A 21,323-nucleotide genomic window follows, 5' to 3' on the forward strand; every position below is an offset into this window, starting at 1 on the left:
CGGTGGCGGCGCCCCCGGTGGCGGTGGCGCCGGAGGCGGTGGGGGCGGCGGCTGAGCCCCGCATCGCCCGTCAGGGCACCGTCGTCGAATACAGCCACGCCTCCCACAATGGCCGCAGCTGGTCGGAGTAACCTGCGGCCAGCCCGGTGAAGTCGTCGGTGACCACCGCGCCATGGCGGTGCCGGGTCGCCCAATCCCGCAGCAGGGCAAAGAAGTTCGCATCGCCGAGCCGGCCGCGCAGCGCATGCAGGGTCAGCGCCCCGCGCGTGTACACGCGGTCGTCGAACATGTGCCGCGGCCCGGGGTCGGCCAACAACAGGTCCTGCGGCTTCGCGCGCAGCTGTTCGTGGTGCAGGCGGGCCAGTTCGTCGGCGTCGGGTCCGCCGCTGCGCTCCGACCACAACCACTCGGCGTAGCAGGCGAATCCCTCGTGCAGCCAGATGTCGCGCCACCGTCGCACGGTCACCGAGTTACCGAACCACTGGTGCGCCAGTTCGTGGGCGATCAACCGCTCGGCGGCCCGCGAGCCGTCGCAGTGGTTGGCGCCGAAGATCGAAATCCCTTGAGCTTCAAGGGGGATATCCAGGTCGTCGTCGGTGACCACGACCGTGTATCCACTGCCCAGCGGGTAGGGCCCGAACAGCTCGACGAACAGCGACATCATCTCAGGCTGGCGCGCGAAGTCGTGCTCGAACTCGCCGCGCAACCGCGCGGGCAGCGCCGCCTGGATGGGGACCGGCGTCCGGGCCAGCCGCACCGCCTCATAGACGCCGATCTGCAACGTGATCAGGTAGGTCGATGTCGGCTCGGGTTGTTCGTAGGTCCACACCGTCTGCGACGCCCGGGTGCGGCGCGCCACCAGTTTCCCGTTGGCGACGACGCGGTAGCGGCTTTCGGTGCTCACCTGGATGCGGAAGGCGGCCTTGTCGCCCGGGTGGTCGTTGCAGGGGAACCACGACGGGGCGCCGTTGGGCTGACCGGCGACCAACACCCCGTCGGTCAGCTCCTCGAATCCGACGTCGCCCCATAACGACCGGATCGGTTGGGGGGCACCGCCGTAGCGCACCACCATCGCCATCGCCGCCCCGGCCGCGAGTTTGGACGCCAGCCGGATGCGCAACTTGCCGCCGCGGCAGGAGAATTGGGCCACGCGTTGGCCGTTCACCGACACCTTGGACACCGACAACGAGGCGGACAGGTCCAGGGTGAACTGCTGCAGCTCGACGAGCGTGACCGCGGTGATCGTCGCGGTGCCGGAGAGCCGGTTGATCGCGACCCGGTACTCGAGGTCGAGCTCGTAGCGCGACACCCGGTAGCCGGGGTCGCCGCTTCTCGGCAGGTAGTCGTCGATGACCGGCGCGCACTTCTCAGCCGGAACTTTCACGCCGCGGCGCCCCGCTTCGCCGAATTCCTGGCCCCGCCCCTCTTGCGTCCCGGCGCCCACGGCTTGATCGGATTGCCTTGCCAGCGTGTCGATGCCGGCACCTTGTCCCCACGCACCACCAGCGACGCCGGGCCGACGGTCGCGCCGGCACCCAGCCGGGCGGCCGGCAGGGCCACGCAATGCGGCCCGAGGGTGGCGCCGGGCTCGAGGACGACGCTGTCCATGCTCATGATCCGGTCGTGGAACAGGTGCGTCTGCACCACGCAGCCCCGGTTGACCGTGCAGCCGGAGCCCAGCGTGACCAGATCGGCCTCCGGGAGCCAATAGCTTTCGCACCACGTGCCCCGCCCGACGCGGGCGCCCAGCGCCCGTAGCCACGCGTTCAGCAGCGGGGTGCCGCCGGCCGCGCGCGCGAACCATGGCGCCGCGACGGTCTCGACGAAGGTGTCGCAGACCTCGTTCCGCCAGACGAACGACGACCACAGCGGGTACTCGCTGGCCCTGATCCGTCCCACCACCAGCCATTTGGCGGCGACCGTGACGGTCCCCGCGACCGCGCCCGCGCCCAGCAGCACCAGACCGCCGCACAACGCCGCCGCCCAGATGCCGAAGATCCGCGCCAGCGCCTGTAACCCACCCAGCACCGCCAGCCCGATTCCGAACGTCACCACCACGGGCAGCAGCCGGCAGGCCTCCACCACCCCCCGCTTGGCCTTGAGCCTCGCGGGTGGGTCGTAGGTGGTCGCCGCGTCGGCCTCGGTGGGGCGCCGGCGCAGCCGCATCGGGGGGCTGCCCAGCCACGACGAGCCGCGCTTGGCCTTGGGCGGTGCGGCCGACAGCACCGCGACCAGCCCGTCGTCGGGCACCCGGCGGCCCGGCTGGGTGATGCCGGAGTTGCCGAGGAACGCGCGCCGGCCCACGGTGGTCGTGGCCGCGTGGATCCAGCCGCCGCCGAGCTCGTAGGAGGCGACCATGGTGTCGTCGGCCAAAAACGCGCCGTCCTCGATCACGGTGAACTTCGGGATCGGCAACACCGTGGAGATCTCGGTGCCGCGGCCGACCTTGGCGCCGAGCAACCGCAGCCACACCGGTGTCAGCATGCTGGCGTACAGCGGGAAGAGATAGTTGCGCGCGGCGTCCATGAGCCGTTCGGTCGCCCACAGCTGCCAGCCGGCCCGGCTGCGCACCGGGTGGTAGCCCTCGGTCAGCCCGAGCGACAGGGCCCGCACCGCCGCCACGGTCAGCAGCGCGTACACCGCCATGGCGGCCAGCGCCGCGGCCGGCGTCCACAGCAGCGCCGGCAGCACCGCCTCCGAGAGCCGGCGGGTGTGGCGCACCGCCGCGGCGATCACGGCGACACCGCTCGCCGCGGCGATCAGCGGCAGGGAGCCGAGCAGCACCGATGTGAGCCCGTACATGGCGACCCACCGGGTGCGGCGCGGCGGCCGCTCGTCGGGCCACGGGTGCTTGACCCTGCCCGACTTCACCGCGGGCGAGCCCTTCCAGTACTGCCCGTTCTTGATCTTGTCGACCACTCCGGAGCCCGGTGCCACGTCGGCGTTCTTGCCGACGACCGCGCCGGGCAGCAGCGTGGTCCGGGCGCCGACCGTCGCGTCGTCGCCGACCGTGATGGCGCCGACGTGGAACTCGTCGCCGTCGACCCAGTGCCCGCACAGGTCCACCTCGGGTTCGACCGCACTGCGGTGCCCGAGCGTCAGCAACCCGGTGACCGGGGGCAGCGAGTGCAGGTCCACCCCTTTGCCGACGTTGGCGCCGAGCGCGCGGGCGTAGTACACCAGCCACGGCGCGCCCGCCAGGTTGTGCGCCCCGCAGGCCTCGGCCACCCGCTCGGCCAGCCACACCCGCAGGTGCACCGACCCGCCGCGGCGGTAGGTGCCCGGCCGCACCCCCGACAGCAGCAGGCGCGCGCACAGCACCGCGATGCCCATCCGGCCGACCGGCGTGACGAACACGACGAACGCCACCGCGATGAGCCACCAGTTGACCGCGACGGTCCACGGCACCACGTGGCTCGCGCGGGCGACTCCGTTGCCCAGCGCGGTCCACGTCACCCACGGCAGCGCCGCCAGCGTCGCCAACGGCACCGACAGCGCGGTCTGCGCGGCCTGGGTCAGGCGCGGCGTCGGGCGCACCACCCGCTCGGTGACCCGCGGCGGCGGCTCCAGCTCGTCGAGGAACCCGGCCAGCGAGCCCAGCCGGGGATGGTCGTACAGATCTGCGACGGTGACCTGCGGGAACCGGCGCCGCAGGGCGGCGACGAGCTGCGCGGCGGCCAGCGAGCCACCGCCGAGCGCGAAGAAGTCGGCCTCCGGGCCGTCCACCGCCGAGCCGAGCAGGTCGCGCCACAGGCCGGCCAGCCAGCCCGTCGTGCCGCCCAGCTCGGCGTCGGCGCTCGCATCGCCGCCGGCCACGGGCGCGGAGCCGCCGGGCGGCGGCCACGGCAGCGCGTCGCGGTCGACCTTGCCCGAGGTCCGGGTGGGCAGCTCCTCCATCCGCACCAGCCGGGGCACCAGCGCGGCGGGCAGCTGTTCGGCGAGCCGCCGGCGTGCCGCATGCAGGTCGAACGACGGATCGGCGCTGACCAGGTAACCGACCAGCACCGGCGTTCCCGTCGCGGTCTGGCGGACCGCCGCCGCCGCGCCGCCGACCCCCGGCAGGCCGACCAGCGCGGCGTCGACCTCGCCCAGCTCGATGCGGCGGCCCCCCACCTTGACCTGGTCGTCGCCGCGCCCGCAGAAATAGAGCCCTTCGGGCTCCAGCCGCACCAGGTCACCGCTGCGGTAGGCGCGCGCCCAGCCCAGTGTGGGCAGCGGGGCGTACTTCTCGGCGTCCTTGTCCTGGTCCAGGTAGCGGGCCAGGCCCACCCCGCCGATCACCAGCTCACCGACCTCGCCGTAGCCGACCGGGCAGCCGTCGCCGTCGACGACGGCCAGGTCGGTGCCCGGCAACGGCAGCCCGATGCTGATCGGGCCGCCACCGTCGAGCCTGGCCGCGCAGGCGACCACCGTCGCCTCGGTCGGGCCGTAGGTGTTCCACACCTCCCGCCCGTCGACCGCGAGGCGCCCGGCCAGCTCCGCGGGGCAGGCCTCGCCGCCGAAGATCAGCAGCCGCACCGCCTCCAGCGCCTCGGCGGGCCACAGCGCGGCCAGCGCGGGCACCGTCGACACCACGGTCACGTCGCGGGTGACCAGCCACGGACCCAGGTCCATCCCGCTGCGCACCAGCGACCGCGGCGCGGGGACCAGGCAGGCGCCGTGCCGCCAGGCCAGCCACATCTCCTCGCAGGACGCGTCGAAGGCCACCGACAGCCCGCCCAGCACCCGGTCCCCGGGCCCGATCGGTCCGTCCCGCAGGAACGTCTGCGCCTCGGCGTCGACGAACGCGGCGGCGCTGCGGTGCGTGACGGCCACGCCCTTCGGGGTGCCGGTCGATCCGGAGGTGAAGATGATCCACGCGTCGTCGCGGGTCATGGGCGCCGTCGCGCGCCAGCCCCGCGACGAGCCGGGGCCCCGCAGCAGGCCCGCCTCGGTGATCACCGCGACCACGTCGGCCGCGCCGAACACCGACGCGGCCCGCTCGTCGGGGTCGTCGGCGTCGACCGGCACGTACGCCGCGCCGGCGGCCAGGGTCGCCAGGATCGCCGCGTACAGCGCGTAGCTGCCCGAGGGCATGCGGATGCCGATGCGGTCGCCCCGGCCGATGCCCCGGGCGGCCAGCCACTCGACGCTGGCCTCCATGTCGCCGATCAGCTCGCCGTAGGTCAGTTGCACGGTGCCGTCGTCGATCGCGGGGGCGTCCGGGTAACGCGCGGCGGTCGCGTAGACGATGTCGATCAGGGTGCGCGGGCTGGGCGCGGCGGACGACAGCAGGTACTGAGCCGGAACGTCCGCCGGGGCTCGTGCCGGTGCTGGTCCTGTCGCCACGCTACGAAAATACTCACTCCGGGCCAGATCACGAGGACCTCGACACCCGGCACGCCGTCGTGGTCGCCGGCTCACCGTTGCCGCGCTACGGCCCGCTGGTGCGCCATCCGGCTCGCCTCCAGTGCGGGCCCGTGACCGCGTCCAGCGCCTCGGTGACGTGGCGGTCCAGCGGCTTGTCGGCGTGGCGGACCCACAGCTGGAAGGCGAAATCGGCGGCCGCGAAGGCGAGGTGGACCAGCAGGCCCGGGCGCAGGTCGACGTCGGGATCGGCGCCCATGCGTTCGGCGACCAGCCTGACCGCGCGCTCCTTGTCGGCCGGCTGGTGGATGCTGACCTTGCCGAGCAGCCCGGGTGCCACCAGCAGCGCCGCGCGCCACTCCGCGCAGTCGTCGCGGTCGAACGAGCGGGTCCGGGTGATGATCGCGTTGCTCAGCGCGACGTCGGGCGCCTCGCTGGCGGGCCGCTGCTGGAGCAGGTTGACGATCGCGGCGCCGCCGTGGCGGACCGGCGCCAGCAGCAGTTCCTCCTTCGTCGGCACGTACCGGAAGAAGGTGCGCGGCGAAACGCCCGCCGCCGTGGCGATCTCCTCGGTGGTGACCGCGTCGTACCCGCGCTCGACGAACAGCCGGAACGCCGCCCGCCTGATGTCGGCCCGGATCTGCGCACGCTGCCGGTCGCGCAGCGACCCCGGCTGGGTCACCGGAAGCAGCCGATCCCGCCGTCGACGTGGATGGTCTGCGCGGTGATGAACGACGCGTCGGTGCCGAGCAGGAACGCGACGAGCGCGCCGACGTCGGTGCGGACGTCGCCGATGCGCCGCATGGGGACGCGCCGCACGGCCTTCGCGTAGTCGTCGGGGGCGAACTGCTTCCACAGCTTGACCCCGTCGGACTCGGCGAACGGGCAGATCACGTTGACCCGGATGTTGTCGCGCCCCCATTCCAGGGCCGCGACCTTCGACAGGCCGCGAATGGCCTCCTTGGCGGCGGCATAACCGCCCCACTTGGCTTCGCCGCCGGTGCCCGTGCCGGAGCCGAGGTTCACGATCGACCCGCCGCCCGCCTCGACCATCACCGGGTGCACCGCCTGCATGAGCAGAAAGCTCGCCCGCGGGCCCACGTCGTGACCGAGCGCCAGATCCTCGAGGGTGACGTCCACGAACCGCTTGGGCTCGTTGGTGGCGATGGCGTTGTTGACCAGGCCGTGCACCGTCCCGAACGCGTCGACCGCGGCCGCCACGATCCGCCGCGCGCTGTCGGGGTCGCGCAGGTCGGCGACCAGCTGCTCGACCCGCCCGGCCGCCCGCAGCTCGGCGGTGGCGCTCGCCAGCTTGTCGCCCTGGATGTCGACCAGGAAGACCGCGGCGCCGCGTTCCAGCAGCGCGGCGGCGACGCCCTTGCCGACGCCCTGGGCGGCGCCGGTGACGATCGCGACGTGGCCGCGCATCGAGTCGGGGTGGGAGTAGGTCACTGCGCCAGGTGGGGGCCCGGGCGCCCGGCGAGCAACGGCAAGTCCAGGTACGTCTTGATGCCGGGCCCGGCGGCGCAGACGTCGGGGATGGCGTTGACGCAGTGGTTGGCGGTCGCCACGACCCCCGGATTCTTCTGCAGCCCTGCGGCGATGGTCTCCGGCTGCAGCCCCTTGAACGTCAGGCTCACCGTGGGATCGCCGGTGATCTCGACCTCGAAGCGCTCGCCGCGCCCGCCGAAATTCCAGCCCGGCTCCAGGTTGTCCTCGCCCATCAGCCAGTTGACCGCCGCCGTGATGACCGGTTGCCCGTCGACCAGCGCCTCCCAGCGGAAGCGGCGCGCGGCGACGGCCCCCGGGGCGATCGGGAAGGGTCCGTAGTCGATGTCGGCGCTCGCCACGGCGATCTCCTGGATGGTCCTGATCTCCGGGTCGATACGAAAACCCATGTGGTCGGCCACCATTCGCACTGACATCTTGAACCCCGCCTCGAGCAGCCCGGCCATCGGCCCCTGCATCGCCTCCTCGGGGGTGCCGCCGAACCCCATGATGTGGCGCACCACATCGGGCGCGTTGTAGGTGCGGATGTCGGAGAACTCCTCGGCGCGCACGTGGGTCACGGCCGACGAGAGCGAGGACACCATCAGCGGGAAGCGCTCTGTGATGCCGCCGGGATGGATGCCGGACCCGTGCAGGGTCACCCCAGCCTCCAGCGCGGCGTCGGCGATGGCCCGGACGCGGGGATTGGCCGCGTCGGGGTACACCCAGCCGACCGGCGTGACGAGGTTCTTGCCGGACCGCAGGATCGCGATGACCTCTTCGTCGGCGGGGATCAACGGGCTGTACATCACGCAGTCGGCGTCGGTGGCCAGCACCTCCTCGATGCTGCTGGTGGCGGTCACGCCCAGCGGGTCGGTGCCCAGGATCTCGCCGACGTCGCGGCCGTCCTTGTCCGCGCTGTGCACCCAGCACCCGGCCAGCTCCAGTTGGGGGTGGTTGCGCACGCACGCGATGGCGGCCTTGCCGACACCCCCGGTGGCCCACTGGATGACGCGGAGCTTGGACGGGTCACCCATCTACCGACCTCCCGAATCGAACGCCCGGACTCGCCTTTCGGCGGCCTTTGCAGGCTCGAGCCTGAACTGGCACAGTATGACTGGCTGGCAGTGACTGTCAATCTCGATCCGCCCACGACCGCGCAGATGGCGACGTCGCATTCGTCTGAGAGGTGGGTGGTGAGCACGGCGTCGGTGACTCAAGTCCCTGGCCCACACCGCCTCCGATGTGCACACTTGGGGGAACGACTGGTCGGACAGGTAGGCGAGGTGACGCGATGCCGGCGGCGCGGGTTTCGTCCGGATTTGCGACCACCGCACACCACGGCCTGGCTGCGCACGAGGTCGTACTGTTGTTGGAGACCGATCCGCACCGCGGGCTGTCCGGCGGCGAGGCGGCCGAGCGTCTCGAGCGTTTCGGCCCGAACGTGTTACCCCCGGCCGCAGGCGCCGGGCTGCTGCTGCGGGTCCTGCGGCAGTTCCATCACCCGCTGATCTATGTGCTGCTGGTCGCCGGTGCGATCACTGCGGCGTTACGCGAATTCGCCGATTCGGCAGTCATCTTCGGTGTGGTGTTGATCAATGCGGCGGTGGGATTCATCCAGGAGTCCAAGGCCGAGGTCGCCCTCGCAGGCCTGCGCGAGATCGTGCACACCGACGCCAAGGTGGTCCGCGACGGCCGGGAACGAACCGTGCCGTCCGACGACCTGGTCCCCGGCGACTTGGTACTGCTGGAAGCCGGCGACAAGGTGCCCGCCGACGTCCGACTGCTGCGTGAGGTCGAGTTGCGCGTCGACGAGTCGGCGCTGACCGGTGAGTCGGCACCAGTGAGTAAGTCCGAGAACGTCCTACCGGATTCCACACCGGTGGCCGACCGGTGCAACATGGCGTACTCGGGCACCCTGGTGACCGCCGGGCATGCGGCCGGCGTCGTGGTCGCCACCGGGTCGGAGACCGAGGTCGGAGAGATCCATCGTCTCGTAGGAGCCGCGGAGACGCTCGCCACCCCGTTGACCGAAAAACTCGCCCGGTTCAGCAAGATCCTTACGGTAGGCATTCTCGGGCTCGCCGCCGCCACGTTCGCGGTCGGGCTGCTCCGTCGCCAGGATGCCGTCGAGACCTTCACTGCGGCGATCGCCCTCGCGGTCGGTGCCATCCCCGAGGGGTTGCCGGCGGCGGTCACGATCACCCTCGCCATCGGGGTGGCCCGGATGGCGAGGCGGCGTGCGGTGGTCCGACGGCTCCCCGCCGTCGAGACATTGGGCAGCACAACGGTTATCTGCACCGACAAGACCGGAACGCTGACCGAGAACCAGATGACGGTGCAGCTGATCTGGACCGTCGACGCAATGGTCGAGGTGACCGGCTCGGGCTACTCGCCCGTCGGTGAGCTGTGCACCGCCGACGGCGCGCCGGTGTTTGTCGATGCCGATGCGGCGCTGCGGTGGTCGCTGCTGGCGGCGGCGTGCTGCAACGACGCGGCGCTGACCCATGAAGGTGGGCGGTGGGACGTGGTCGGCGACCCGACCGAGGGCGCACTGCTCGTCGTTGCCGTCAAGGCCGGTCTTGATCCACCGCAGCTCGTGGCAAGCCTGCCGCGGGTAGCGGCCCTCCCGTTCAGTTCCGAGCGCCGGTACATGGCCACTCAGCATCGCCAAGACGACGGGTACGTGTTGCTGGCCAAGGGTGCGGTGGAGCGGATCCTCGAGTTGTGCGATTCCCAGATGGGAGCCGATGGCGCACTGCGGCCGCTCGACCGTGATGCCGTACTGGCGGCTGCCGACCGGCTGGCCCTGCGGGGCCTGCGGGTACTGGCGACCGCCGTGCGTGCGGTAGACGAGCGCGTTGAATTCGATGACGAGGAGGCGCCGGGTTCATTGGCGTTCACCGGATTGCATGCGATGCTCGATCCGCCGCGGGCGGCCGTGACCCCTGCCGTCGCCGCCTGCCACACGGCGGGCATCGCGGTCAAGATGATCACCGGCGATCATGCCGGGACGGCCGCCGCGATCGCGACCCAGGTCGGCTTGCTCAGCGGACGGGACGAACCGGGTTCGTTGCTCACGGGCGCCGATCTGGCCGCGCTGGATGCCGGCGAGTTGCCGGAGGCGGTGGCCGGGGCAACTGTGTTCGCCCGGGTGTCGCCCGAGCAGAAGCTCCGGCTGGTCCAGGCGTTGCAGAGCAAAGGCGACGTGGTGGCGATGACCGGCGACGGCGTCAACGACGCACCGGCCCTGCGGCAGGCCAGCATTGGCGTCGCCATGGGCAGAAGCGGGACCGAGGTCGCCAAGGACGCCGCCGACATCGTGCTGACTGACGACGACTTCGCCACCATCGAGGCCGCGGTCGAAGAGGGCCGCGGCGTGTTTGACAACCTCACCAAGTTCATCGCGTGGACGCTGCCCACTAACATCGGTGAGGGACTGGTGATCCTGGCCGCCATCGCGTTCGGCTCCGCGCTGCCCATCCTGCCCACCCAGATCCTGTGGATCAACATGACCACCGCTGTGGCGCTCGGCCTGATGCTCGCCTTCGAGCCCAAGGAGGCCGGCATCATGACCCGGCCGCCCCGTAAGCCGGGCGAACCACTGCTGACCCACGGACTCCTCGCGCGGGTCCTGCTGGTCTCCACGTTGCTCGTCGCCAGCGCCTGGTGGTTGTTCGAGTGGGAACGCGCGAACGGCGCGGCGCTGCCGGAGGCGCGTACGGCCGCGTTGAACCTGTTCGTCGTCGTCGAGACGTTCTACCTGTTCAGCTGCCGATCGTTGACGCACTCGGCCTGGCGTATCGGCGTGCTTTCCAACCGCTGGATCGTGGTCGGTGTGACGGCGCAGGTGATCGGTCAGCTGGCCATCACGTATCTGCCCGCCATGAACGCCGCTTTCGCCACCGCGCCAATCTCCGCCGTTACATGGCTGCGCATTTTCGTCGTCGGCGCCGCAGTCAGCGGCGTGGTCGCGGTCGACAAGCTGGTGCGCCGTGCCCGCTCGGGCGGGCGCCGATCGACTCTGGACACCGGGACTTTCGGCCACTAGGAAGGCGGCGTCCGGGGCGGCTAGCGTGGCTCATGCGCGAATTCAGCCTCCCGGCGAGCTTCACCGTCTGCGAGAACGACAACGTCGTGGGCAGCGTGTACTCCCACGAGCGCGACGATCCCGACCAGGTGATCTTCCAGCGCCTCCTCGACGGAGCGTGGTCGGACGTGACCTGCGCCCAGGCCGCTCAGCAGATCCGCGCCACCGCGCTCGGCCTGATCGCCGCGGGGGTGAACGCCGGTGACCGGGTGGCGATTTTGTCGGCCACCCGCTACGAGTGGGTGATCCTGGACTACGCGATCCTGTCGGTCGGCGGGGTCACCGTCCCGATCTACGACACGTCCTCTCCCGAGCAGGTGCGCTGGGTGCTGGAGGACTCCGGCGCGGTCATGGTGATCGCCGAGACGGCCGCGCACGGCCAACTGGTCAAGGAACTCAGCGACGAGCTGCCGAGCCTGCGCACGATCCTGCATCTCGAGTCCCATGGCCCGCCGGCGCTCGACGAGCTGGCCGAGGCCGGGAAGTCGGTCGACATCGGGCAACTCGACGAGCGGTTGGCGGGACTGCGGGCCGCCGACGCGGCGACGCTGATCTACACGTCGGGCACGACCGGACGTCCGAAGGGCTGCCAGCTGACGCACTCGAACCTGCTGTACGAAATGCGCGGTGCCGCAGTATGTTTCCCGACGCTGCTGCGCAAGGGGGAGCGGCTGCTGGTCTTCCTGCCGCTGGCCCACGTGCTGGCCCGGTCGCTGTCGATGGCGGCGTTCGCCAACAAGGTCACCATCGGCTACACCGGCGACATCAGGAACCTGGTGGCCACGCTTGCCGTCTTCAAGCCCACGGTCGTGGTGTCGGTGCCGCGGGTGTTCGAAAAGGTCTACAACGCGGCCGAATTGAACGCCCAGGACAGCGGCCGGGGCAGCATCTTCCGACTCGCCGCCCGCGCGGCCATCGAGTGGAGCGCCGCCCAGGACACCGGCGGTGCGAGCCGGCGGTTGCGGGCCGCGCACGCGCTGTTCGACCGATTGGTCTACGGCAAGCTGCGCAGCGCCCTGGGCGGGAACTGCCACGCCGCGGTCTCCGGCGGTGCCCCGCTGGGCAAGCGGCTGTGCCACTTCTACCGCGGCGTCGGGCTGACGGTCTACGAGGGCTACGGCCTAACCGAGACCAGCGCCGCGATCACCATCAATCGGATCGGCGAGGAGCGGGTCGGCACGGTGGGAAAGCTGTTGCCGGGCAACAGCATGGCGATCGCCAACGACGGCGAGGTGCTGGTGCGCGGCGGCGTGGTGTTCAGCGGTTACTGGCACAACGAGAAGGCCACCGACGAGGCCGTCGTCAACGGCTGGTTCCACACCGGCGACCTCGGCTCGGTGGACGACGATGGCTTCCTGTCGATCATCGGCCGCAAGAAGGAGATCATCGTCACCGCGGGCGGCAAGAACGTCGCACCGGCGGTGCTCGAAGACCAATTGCGGGCTCACCCGCTGATCAGCCAGGCGATGGTGGTGGGCGACGACAGGCCCTACGTGGCCGCGCTCATCGCGATCGACCCCGAAGGATTCGAGGCGTGGAAGCAGCACCAAGGCAAGCCGGCCAGCGCCGCGGTGGCGGACCTGACCGACGACCCCGACCTGGTGGCCGAGATCGACCAGGCGGTCACCGCGGCCAACCAGACCGTCTCCCATGCGGAGTCGAACCGGAAATTCCGCATCCTGCCGGCCGACTTCACCGTGCTCACCGGCGAGCTGACCCCAACCCTCAAGGTGAAGCGCAACGTGGTCGCCGCCCGGTTCGCCGCCGAGATCGAGGCGCTCTACGGCAAGCGCTGAAACTCAGCGCTGGAAACCGCTGGCGCGCAGCAAGTCGCGCCAATCGGCCCACCCCGTACGCAAGAAGATCACGAAACCGCACCAGCCGGGGCCCCGGACGCCTCGCAGCAGGCCGGCCCGAACCGCAGCGCGGCCTCACCCCGGCCAGGGGCTGCCCTACCTGAGGGTTCGCCGCGAAGTCGCGGAGTTCGCGCGTCGGAACGGCGTCGATAAGGGTCTAATTGGCATGATGGAACTGATGATGCCCACCGACGCGATCTTCCTGTTGGGCGAATCGCGCGAGCACCCCATGCATGTCGGTGGCCTGCAACTGTACGAGCCGCCGCCGGACGCCGGGCGCGGCTACGTGCGGGAATTCTACGACCGTCTGATCGCCCAGCGCGATGTCCAGCCCACCTTCCTCAAGCGTCCGGCGACGTTCTGGGGCGGGTTCCCGAACCTGGGCTGGGCTTACGACAGGGACCTCGACCTCGACTACCACGTGCGCCGTTCCGCGCTGCCGTCGCCCGGACGGGTCCGTGAGCTGCTCGAGCTGACCTCGCGCTGGCACAGCAGCTTGCTCGACCGGCACCGCCCGCTGTGGGAGGTGCACGTCATCGAGGGGCTCAAAGACGGCCGATTCGCGGTCTACACCAAGATGCACCATGCGTTGATCGACGGTGTCTCGGGGCTGAAGCTGATGCAGCGCGCGTTGTCGGACGACCCCGGCGACCGCGAGATCCGGGCGCCGTGGACCCTGCCGAAACCCAAGCGGGGGTCGAGCCCGGCGTCCCCCGTGCGTTCGCTGATGCGTACGGCGGGATCCGTTGCCGCCCTTGCGCCCTCGGCGGTGACGCTGGCCCGCGCGGCGCTGCTCGAGCAGCAGCTGACGTTGCCGTTCGGGGCGCCGCGCACGATGCTGAACGTCAAGATCGGCGGCGCCCGCCGGTGCGCCGCGCAGTCGTGGTCGCTGGACCGCATCAAAGCCGTCAAGAAGGCCGCGGGGGTGACCGTCAACGACGTCGTGCTGGCGATGTGCTCGGGCGCGCTGCGCTACTACCTGCTCGAGCACGACGCGCTGCCGGACACCTCGCTGCTGGCGATGGTGCCGGTGAGTCTGCGCCGCGAGGACGAGGCGGACGCCGGCGGCAACCTCGTCGGGGCCATCCTCTGCAACCTCGCCACCGACACCGACGACCCGGCCCGGCGGCTGCGGACCGTCAGCGAGTCGATGGGCGACAACAAGAAGGTGTTCTCCCAGCTGCCGCGCCTGCAGGCGCTGGCGCTGTCGGCCGCGAACATGGCGGCGTTGAGCCTGGCCGCGGTGCCGGGGTGGGTGTCCTCGACGCGGCCGCCGTTCAACATCGTCATCTCGAACGTGCCCGGGCCGACCCGGCCGATGTATTACGGGGGCGCCCGGCTCGACGGCAACTATCCGTTCTCGATCGTGCTGGACGGGCAGGCGCTCAACATCACCCTGACCAACAACGCCGACACGATCGACTTCGGTCTGGTGGGCTGCCGTCGCAGCGTGCCGCACCTGCAGCGCCTGCTCGCGCACCTGGAGTCGTCGCTCAAAGACCTGGAACGCGCGGTCGGGGCCTGAGGTTCGTGCCCAAGCTCAGTGCGGGTGTGCTCCTGTACCGCGTTCGCGACGGCGTCGTCGACGTCCTGATCGCCCACCCCGGCGGCCCGTTCTGGGCGCGCAGGGACGACGGGGTCTGGTCGGTGCCGAAGGGCGAGTACCCAGACGGCGAGGATCCCTGGGCGGCCGCGCAGCGGGAGTTCGCCGAGGAAGTCGGGCTGCCGCTGCCGGCCGGCCCCCCCGTCGACCTCGGCCGGGCGCGGCAACCCGGCGGCAAGGTGGTCAGCGTCTTCGCCGTCCACGGCGACCTCGACGTCACCGACGCGCGCAGCAACACCTTCGAGCTGGAGTGGCCGAAGGGCTCGGGCAGGCTGCTGGGTGTCCCCGAGGTCGACCGGGTCGCCTGGTTTACCGTGGCACAGGCGCGCACCAAGCTGTTGAGGGGCCAGCGTGAGTTTCTCGATCGGTTGATGGCGCGGCCGGCGTTGGCGGGACTACAGGAAGGAACGTGAGATGCAGACATTGCGCACACCCGATGACCGGTTCGACGATGTTCCCGACTTTCCTTACGCCCCAAGCTATTGCGAAGTGCCCGACGACGAGGGCGGCAGCCTGCGGGTCGCCTGGGTGGAGGACGGCCCGCGCGAGGCCGACCCGGTTCTGCTGCTGCATGGCGAGCCGACCTGGTCCTATCTGTACCGCAAGATGATCCCGGTCCTGGTCGAGGCCGGGCACCGCGTCATCTGCCCCGACCTGGTCGGGTTCGGTCGCTCCGACAAGCCGACCCGCATCGAGGACCACAGCTACGCGCGCCACGTCGAATGGATGCGGGCGCTGGCCTTCGATGTCCTCGACCTGCGCGACGTGACCCTGGTCGGCCAGGACTGGGGCGGGCTGATCGGGCTGCGGCTGGCCGCCGAGCACCCCGAGCGGTTCGCCCGGCTGGTCGTGGCCAACACCGGGCTGCCCAACGGCGAGCAGCCCATGGCCAAGGTCTGGTGGCAGTTCCGCGAGGCGATCCAGACGATGCCGGACCTGCGTGTCAGCCTGTTCGTGCAGGGCGCCGCCCGGCAGCAGGTGAGCGAGGAGGTGCTGGCGGGCTACGACGCGCCGTTCCCCGGCGACGAGTACTGCGCCGGGCCGCGCGCCATGCCCGGTTTGGTGCCGACCTCGCCGGACGATCCCGCGGCGGCGGCCAACAAGGCGGCGTGGTCGAAGCTGGCGGTGAGCCCGACGCCCATGCTCGTCGCGTTCAGCGACGCCGACCCGATCACCGGGCCGATGGCGGAGGTCTTCCGGCGCGAGATGCGCGGCGCGCAGGGGATCGAGCACCCGATCATCCGCGGCGCCGGGCACTTCCTGCAGGAAGATGCCGGCGAGGAGCTGGCGCGTCATATCGTGGAGTTCCTGCGCCGCTGAGCCGGCCGCAGAGGACGACCGGGCCCGTGTCCCCGGGCCTGCTGCTGAAGGTGCCGGCGCGACGTGCGGCTGCCACCGGCGGCCGGGTGACGGCGTTAGCCGTCTCGGGTAAGCAGAGCGAAAAGCCGGCCATCATCATCGAACGCAGGACGCGCGGCGATTCCGACGAGGACGCCGCGCACGGGCCCACCGCCGTCAACAGGGACGTCACCGCCGCGTCGCGCAGTATCACCGGCAGCAGTTCGCCCGCTTGGACGCCTGAGCACGGCGCCGGCCTATCGGGCCGCGCCGAGGCCGGGCACGATGTCGTCGAGCCGGAAGGTCAACGGCTGTTCGAGTTGCCCATAGGTGCACGAGCGCGGGTCGCGGTCGGGGCGCCACCGGTTGAACTGGGCGGTGTGACGGAACCGCCGTCCCTCCATGTGGTCGTAGCGGACCTCGACCACCAGTTCGGGCCGCAGCGGGACGAACGACAGGTCCTTGCCGGCGTTCCAGCGGGAGAACTCGTTCTTGCGGGGGGTGCGTTCGCCGGCCTCGTGGGCGGCCCAGTTCCACGGGTGGCCGTCGAAGGAAGTGACCAGCGGCTGCAGCTCGGCGAACAGCCGGCGCCGCTGGGCCATCGGGAAGGCGCCGATGACGCCGACCGACGCGAGCTGCCCGTCCTCCTGGTAGAGCCCCAGCAGCAGCGAGCCGATCGCGTCTCCGCCGGACTTGTGCACCCGGTAGCCGGCGACCACGCAGTCGGCGGTGCGTTCGTGCTTGATCTTGAACATGACACGCTTGTCCGGCTGATAGGTCAGCGTCAGCGGCTTGGCGATGACGCCGTCGAGGCCGGCCCCCTCGAACTCGTCGAACCACCGTTGCGCGGTGCCCAGATCGGTGGTCGCCGGTGTCACATGAAAGGACGGCCCGGAGCCCAGCGCGGCGACGAGGGCGGCGCGCCGCTCGCTGAACGGCCGCCGCGTGTAGTCGTCGTCGCCGAGGGCGAGCAGGTCGAACGCGATGAAGGACGCCGGCGTCGCCCCGGCCAGCATCCGCACCCGCGACTCGGCCGGGTGGATGCGCTGTTGCAGCGCCTCGAAATCCAGGCCGTGGCCGGTGGCGATGACGATCTCCCCGTCGATCACGCAGCGCCGCGGCAGTTCCGCGGTGACCGCCGCCGCCAGCTCGGGGAAGTAGCGGGTCATCGGCCGCTCGTTGCGGCTGCCCAGCTCCACCCGGTCGCCGTCGCGGAAGCAGATCGACCTGAACCCATCCCACTTGGGCTCGTAGGACGCATCCGGCGGGATCGACCGGACCGGCTTGGCCAGCATCGGCGCAACCGGCGGCATGACGGGCAACTCCATAGGCCGATTGTGCTGGAATCCTGACATGGCTGCGGCAGCGGAGGAACTCGACGTCGACGGCATCGCCGTGCGGCTGACGAGCCCGGACAAGGTGTATTTCCCCGGGCTGGGGTCGCAGGGCACCAAACGCCGGGTCGTCGAGTACTACCACGCCGTGGCCGGCGGCCCGATGCTCGGCGCGCTCCGCGACCGGCCCACCCACCTGCAGCGTTTCCCCGACGGCATCGACGGCGAGGAGATCTACCAGAAGCGGGTGCCCGCCTACCACCCCGACTACCTGCAGACCTGCCGGGTGACGTTCCCCTCGGGCCGCACGGCCGACGCGCTGCGGGTCACCCACCCCGCGTCGATCGTGTGGGCGGCGCAGATGGGGACGATCACGCTGCATCCCTGGCAGGTGCGCTGCCCCGACACCGACCATCCCGACGAACTGCGCGTCGACCTGGACCCGCAGCCGGGCGTCGGCTTCGCGCAGACCCGCGCGGTGGCCGTCGACGTGCTGCGGCCCCTGCTGGCCGAACTCGGGCTGCTCGGCTACCCGAAGACGTCGGGCGGGCGGGGCATCCACGTGTTCCTGCGCATCGCCACCGACTGGGATTTCGTCGAGGTGCGGCGGGCGGGCATCGCGCTGGCCCGCGAAATCGAGCGCCGCGCGCCCGACGCGGTGACCACCGCATGGTGGAAGGAGCAGCGCGGTGAACGCGTCTTCGTCGACTTCAACCAGAACGCCCGCGACCGCACCATGGCGTCGGCCTACTCGCTGCGGCCCACGCCGACCGCGACGGTGTCGATGCCGCTGACCTGGGACGAGCTGGCCGGCGCCGAGCCGGGCGACTACACCATGGCGACCGTTCCCGACCTGGTGCGGCGCCGCGACGACCCGTGGGCGGCGATGGACGGCGTGGCCCAGTCGATCGCCCCGCTGCTGCGGCTGGCCGAGGCCGACGCGGAGCGTGGCCTGGGCGACCTGCCGTACCCGCCGAACTACCCGAAGATGCCGGGCGAACCGAAACGGGTGCAGCCATCCCGGGATACGGATCTGAACAACCGGGAATAGGCGCGGACTGCGCTAGTCGAAGCCGTGGTCTGCGGTGACGGTTTTGGAGGCCCTTCCCCATTCCGGATCATCGGTGACGGGTGCACGGATCACGATGTGCGGCAACGGGATCGGCCCGAAGGGGGTGTGCATCTGGCGGGGAATGGCGATCAGCTGTTCGTCGCGGGCCTGGGCCAGCATGCCGTCGCGGCCCAGGGCATCGCCGTGACCGGTGCTGATCTCGGTCATGTTGTGCAGCGCCTCGCCGCCCACGTCGTAGTAGTGCGAATGGTCGTCGAACCAGGGCACGGCGCTGTGGGAGCCCGCGACCTCGGCCCGGAAGCGCACCGACCCGAAGCCGTCGTGCGCGGGGTCGGCGCCCAGGCCGGCCGACGGCCCGAGCGGCCCGCCGAGGACGACGTTGAGCGCATTGGGGACGACGCTGCCCGATTCACCGATCCAGCTGACCGCGTCGGTCGAGGCCGCACCGACGTAGAGCCTGCCGCCGCGCAACCGGAAGTCGGCGGCGTTGTGCGCCAGATCGGTTCCGGGACAACCGATCAGCACGGCATCGTCGGCGCGCATGCCGCTGCCGGCGAACGCGTCGGCCACCGTCGTCGACCCGTAGGAATGACCGATGACCGTCACGTGGGCCGGGACCGGTCCGGCATGGGTGACCGCCAGGCTGTTGACGTCGGCGGCCAGCAGCCCGCCGCCCCGGCGGGCCAGCCACGGCGTGCCGACCTCGCGCAGCGTCGAGGGGGCCAGGTCGGGAGCGTCGTAGCCCATCCACGCGAGCACGGCGGTGGAGCGGGCGCGGTCGGCTTTCAGGGACTGGTCGTAGAGGTTGACGGCGTCGTTGTGCCCGTCGTAGAGCCAGCCTCCCCGCACGCTGCTGTCGGTGCCGGGCACGACGACGGCGGTGTTCTGCGCCGTGTCCGGGTCGCCGACCGCGATCACCGCCCTGCCCTTGCCGCCGAATGCCGCCGGATCGTAGGCCCACAGCAGGACGGGCCGCGGATGGTCTTCGCCGGGCCCCTCGTCGTGCGCGACACCCCGGTTGGTCTGCACCGCGTTGCGGTACCGGGTGACGTCGGCGGCCGAGAGCCCGTACTCGTCGGGGTGGGCGAGCAGATCGTGGTCCCGATCGCGCAGCACGGCGTCGCGCAGGCTCTCGGGTGAGATGCCGCGCGGGCGGGCCGCCCCCTCGACCCTGCTCAGGTCGTCGCGCAGCACCGCCCTGTTCACGGCGTCGCGCACCGCGGCCGGAACGCCGTCGAGGTTGCCCAGCGCCCGCGGGTGGGCCGCGATCGACCGGTCCCTGTCGTCCACGCCGAGCGAGTCCCACCATGCGCGCACCTCTTCGGACGTGGTGGGAGGCGGCGACGCGTCGTGGCCGTCGGCGCGCACCGTGCCCAGCGACTGCCACAGGTGGCCGCAGTAGCCGTCGCGCAGGGACCGCAGCACGGCCAGGGCGGCCCGGGTGTCGTCGATCGCGTCGTCCTCGCAGGCGGCGATCACGGCCTCGAGATCGGTTCTGCCGGACGAACTCAGGCCGGGGTCACGTTCGAGTTCGACCGCCCGCCCGATGAGGTCGTCGAGCTGTGGCAGCCGGGCTTCGAGGGCGGCGATCTGCCCGGCCGCGGTGCGCTGCGCCTCGGCCAGCGCGGCGGCGACGTTCTCCAGCTCGACGCCGATCGCGGGCAGCCGCAGCGACTGCGCGCCCAGCGCCGCGGCCACCCGCCGGACCGCGGCCGATGCGTCGATGGGGCTGTCGCCGTCGCCGTGGTTCCAGGCCGCGTCGAAGCGGCGGCGGGCCCGCGCGAACGCGGTGTCGGCCTCGGCGATGCACCGGCCGGCGGCGTGGAACGCCTCCGCCAGACCGGAGATCTGCGCCGGGCTACCGGCCTGCAGGCTCCGATCGATCGCCCACGGGTCGCCCCCCGCTTCGGCGACCAGCGCGGGGACGCTTATGTAGCGGAGCCGCATCGCCGAGCTCCCCGCTGCCGCACACCACCGCCGACGGACATGCCACCCCTTTTGACCCGGCCCAACCGTACTACCGGGCGGCCCCGCGCCGGCCGCGGAAGCGCTACCGGCTGTGGGTAACTGCCTTTGCGGCCAGGCCGGCGCACAGCGCGACCACCAGTCCCGCGACCGGCGGCGTCAGCGACGGCCCGGACAGCACGCAGACGCCGAACACCGCACCGACGGCCAGCAGTGCCACGCGCGGGTGCGTCCAGCGCGTCATCGACGGCAGGCGCGCCGACAGGCCCATGCCCAGCAGCAGCGCGACGACGTGGCCGATACCGGTGAAACCCGCGGCCGGGGCCGCCGCCACCGCCGTGCCGATCCACCAACCGGCCCAGGCCGGCCGCCAGTGCGGCGGTATCGCCGCCGTCAGCGCGCCGAGAACGCCCACGGCGCCGTAGCTGATTCCCACGTCGCTGGCATGCGCCACCGAGGCCGGCAGCCACCGCGTCTCGACCGCGGCGACCAGGCCCGCCGCGACGATCAGGGTGGCACCGACATGGCCGACCGCGAACGCGAGCAGCATGCCCCGGCCGCGCCAGGCGAGTTCGCCGAGCGCCAGCAGGCAGACCAGCCCCGGCAGCCAGGCCGCGACGGCATCACCGCCGTCGACGAACGCGCTGCCGACCAACGTGGTCACCCGGCCGTGCGCCAGGTTGTGCAGGTTGGTGCTCATGCGGCTCACCGCGACCTCGCGCGCCTGCCGACCGAGCGCGCTCAGGGTGAGCGACACCCCGATCAGCGCGACGGCGTAGGCCAGCGTGACGCGCACCGCGCCCGCGCCGGAGAGCAGGCGCGCCGCCACCGCCGCCGGAGAGCCCATGGATTCACCCTGGCGGTGCGCCGCCCGATTGGCGAGGTTCTTAACGAATCCTTCACGCCCGGGTCGGCATTCTTCACACCCGGGCGCCCGGTGACAACGGCGCGCAGGCGGTCACCGGTGGCCCGCGGCGAAGTCGGCGGCCCGGTTGACCATTGGAGATGCTCAGTGGGTGGCGCGGCGATTATTTCTTGAAGGCATCCTTCACTTTTTCACCCGCGTCCTTCAGGCTCGACTTGGCCTGATCCGCCCGGCCCTCGTTGCGGGTGTCCTCGTCCCCGGTCGCCTTGCCGATGGCCTCCTTGGCCCGGCCGCCCAGATCCTCGATCTTGTTCTTGATTTTGTCTTCAGCACTCATGAGGCCGTTTACCCCGTCGCGGGTGATGT

Annotated in this window: 15 protein-coding genes; 6 read left to right on the forward strand and 9 right to left on the reverse strand. The window is 71.5% G+C overall.

All coding sequences use genetic code 11. The annotated features are described in order from the left end of the window. Positions 1–70: 70 nt before the first annotated feature. The 5 genes from FPZ47_RS16680 to FPZ47_RS16700 form a co-directional block, all read right to left on the reverse strand. Complete coding sequence (locus tag FPZ47_RS16680; protein ID WP_144953007.1) at positions 71–1,384, reverse strand: M1 family metallopeptidase; 1,314 nt, start codon at positions 1,382–1,384, stop codon at positions 71–73. After that, on the reverse strand, positions 1,381–5,328 hold the full coding sequence (locus FPZ47_RS16685; RefSeq protein WP_144953004.1) for a Pls/PosA family non-ribosomal peptide synthetase: 3,948 nt from the start codon (positions 5,326–5,328) through the stop codon (positions 1,381–1,383). The genes FPZ47_RS16680 and FPZ47_RS16685 overlap by 4 nt, the downstream gene beginning before the upstream one ends. A gap of 85 nt (positions 5,329–5,413) precedes the next feature. Then, positions 5,414–6,028, reverse strand: coding sequence for a TetR family transcriptional regulator (locus FPZ47_RS16690; protein ID WP_425461806.1), 615 nt, complete (start codon positions 6,026–6,028; stop codon positions 5,414–5,416). Then, positions 6,025–6,798, reverse strand: coding sequence for an SDR family NAD(P)-dependent oxidoreductase (locus FPZ47_RS16695; protein WP_144953002.1), 774 nt, complete (start codon positions 6,796–6,798; stop codon positions 6,025–6,027). Before FPZ47_RS16695 ends, FPZ47_RS16690 begins: the two co-directional genes overlap by 4 nt. Continuing rightward, entirely contained in the window at positions 6,795–7,871 is a 1,077-nt protein-coding gene (locus FPZ47_RS16700; RefSeq protein ID WP_144952999.1) for an NAD(P)H-dependent amine dehydrogenase family protein, read from the reverse strand. The genes FPZ47_RS16695 and FPZ47_RS16700 overlap by 4 nt, the downstream gene beginning before the upstream one ends. Positions 7,872–8,128: 257 nt before the next feature. Here FPZ47_RS16700 and FPZ47_RS16705 point away from each other — a divergent pair, with 257 nt between their 5' ends. The 5 genes from FPZ47_RS16705 to FPZ47_RS16725 all read left to right on the forward strand — a co-directional run bounded on the left by FPZ47_RS16705 (position 8,129) and on the right by FPZ47_RS16725 (position 15,703). After that, entirely contained in the window at positions 8,129–10,885 is a 2,757-nt protein-coding gene (locus FPZ47_RS16705; RefSeq protein WP_144952996.1) for a cation-transporting P-type ATPase, read from the forward strand. A 32-nt stretch (positions 10,886–10,917) separates the two neighbouring features. Next, entirely contained in the window at positions 10,918–12,720 is a 1,803-nt protein-coding gene (locus tag FPZ47_RS16710) for an AMP-dependent synthetase/ligase (RefSeq protein WP_144952993.1), read from the forward strand. A 229-nt stretch (positions 12,721–12,949) separates the two neighbouring features. Next, complete coding sequence (locus FPZ47_RS16715) at positions 12,950–14,305, forward strand: WS/DGAT/MGAT family O-acyltransferase (RefSeq protein ID WP_144953013.1); 1,356 nt, start codon at positions 12,950–12,952, stop codon at positions 14,303–14,305. 5 nt (positions 14,306–14,310) lie between these two features. After that, complete coding sequence (locus tag FPZ47_RS16720) at positions 14,311–14,796, forward strand: NUDIX hydrolase (protein WP_144952991.1); 486 nt, start codon at positions 14,311–14,313, stop codon at positions 14,794–14,796. 1 nt (position 14,797) lies between these two features. Then, entirely contained in the window at positions 14,798–15,703 is a 906-nt protein-coding gene (locus tag FPZ47_RS16725; protein WP_144952988.1) for a haloalkane dehalogenase, read from the forward strand. A gap of 275 nt (positions 15,704–15,978) precedes the next feature. Here the strand turns inward: FPZ47_RS16725 and FPZ47_RS16730 are convergent, their stop codons facing one another. Continuing rightward, positions 15,979–17,049 (reverse strand): ATP-dependent DNA ligase, encoded by a 1,071-nt coding sequence (locus FPZ47_RS16730; protein WP_144952985.1) that lies wholly within the window; start codon positions 17,047–17,049, stop codon positions 15,979–15,981. Positions 17,050–17,074: 25 nt separating this feature from the next. Here FPZ47_RS16730 and ligD point away from each other — a divergent pair, with 25 nt between their 5' ends. After that, positions 17,075–18,106, forward strand: coding sequence for a non-homologous end-joining DNA ligase (gene ligD, locus FPZ47_RS16735; RefSeq protein ID WP_144952982.1), 1,032 nt, complete (start codon positions 17,075–17,077; stop codon positions 18,104–18,106). Between the two features lie 12 nt (positions 18,107–18,118). On the opposite strand, the gene FPZ47_RS16740 is transcribed toward ligD, so the two are convergent. From FPZ47_RS16740 to FPZ47_RS16750, 3 genes are all read right to left on the reverse strand, one after another. Continuing rightward, positions 18,119–20,074, reverse strand: coding sequence for a putative alpha/beta hydrolase (locus tag FPZ47_RS16740; RefSeq protein ID WP_144952979.1), 1,956 nt, complete (start codon positions 20,072–20,074; stop codon positions 18,119–18,121). Positions 20,075–20,177: 103 nt separating this feature from the next. Further along, entirely contained in the window at positions 20,178–20,939 is a 762-nt protein-coding gene (locus FPZ47_RS16745; RefSeq protein ID WP_144952977.1) for a rhomboid-like protein, read from the reverse strand. 181 nt (positions 20,940–21,120) lie between these two features. Then, positions 21,121–21,294 (reverse strand): CsbD family protein, encoded by a 174-nt coding sequence (locus tag FPZ47_RS16750; RefSeq protein ID WP_144952974.1) that lies wholly within the window; start codon positions 21,292–21,294, stop codon positions 21,121–21,123. Positions 21,295–21,323: the final 29 nt, after the last annotated feature.

It is taken from the genome of Mycobacterium helveticum (genome assembly GCF_007714205.1).
GTDB classification, from domain to species: domain Bacteria; phylum Actinomycetota; class Actinomycetes; order Mycobacteriales; family Mycobacteriaceae; genus Mycobacterium; species Mycobacterium helveticum.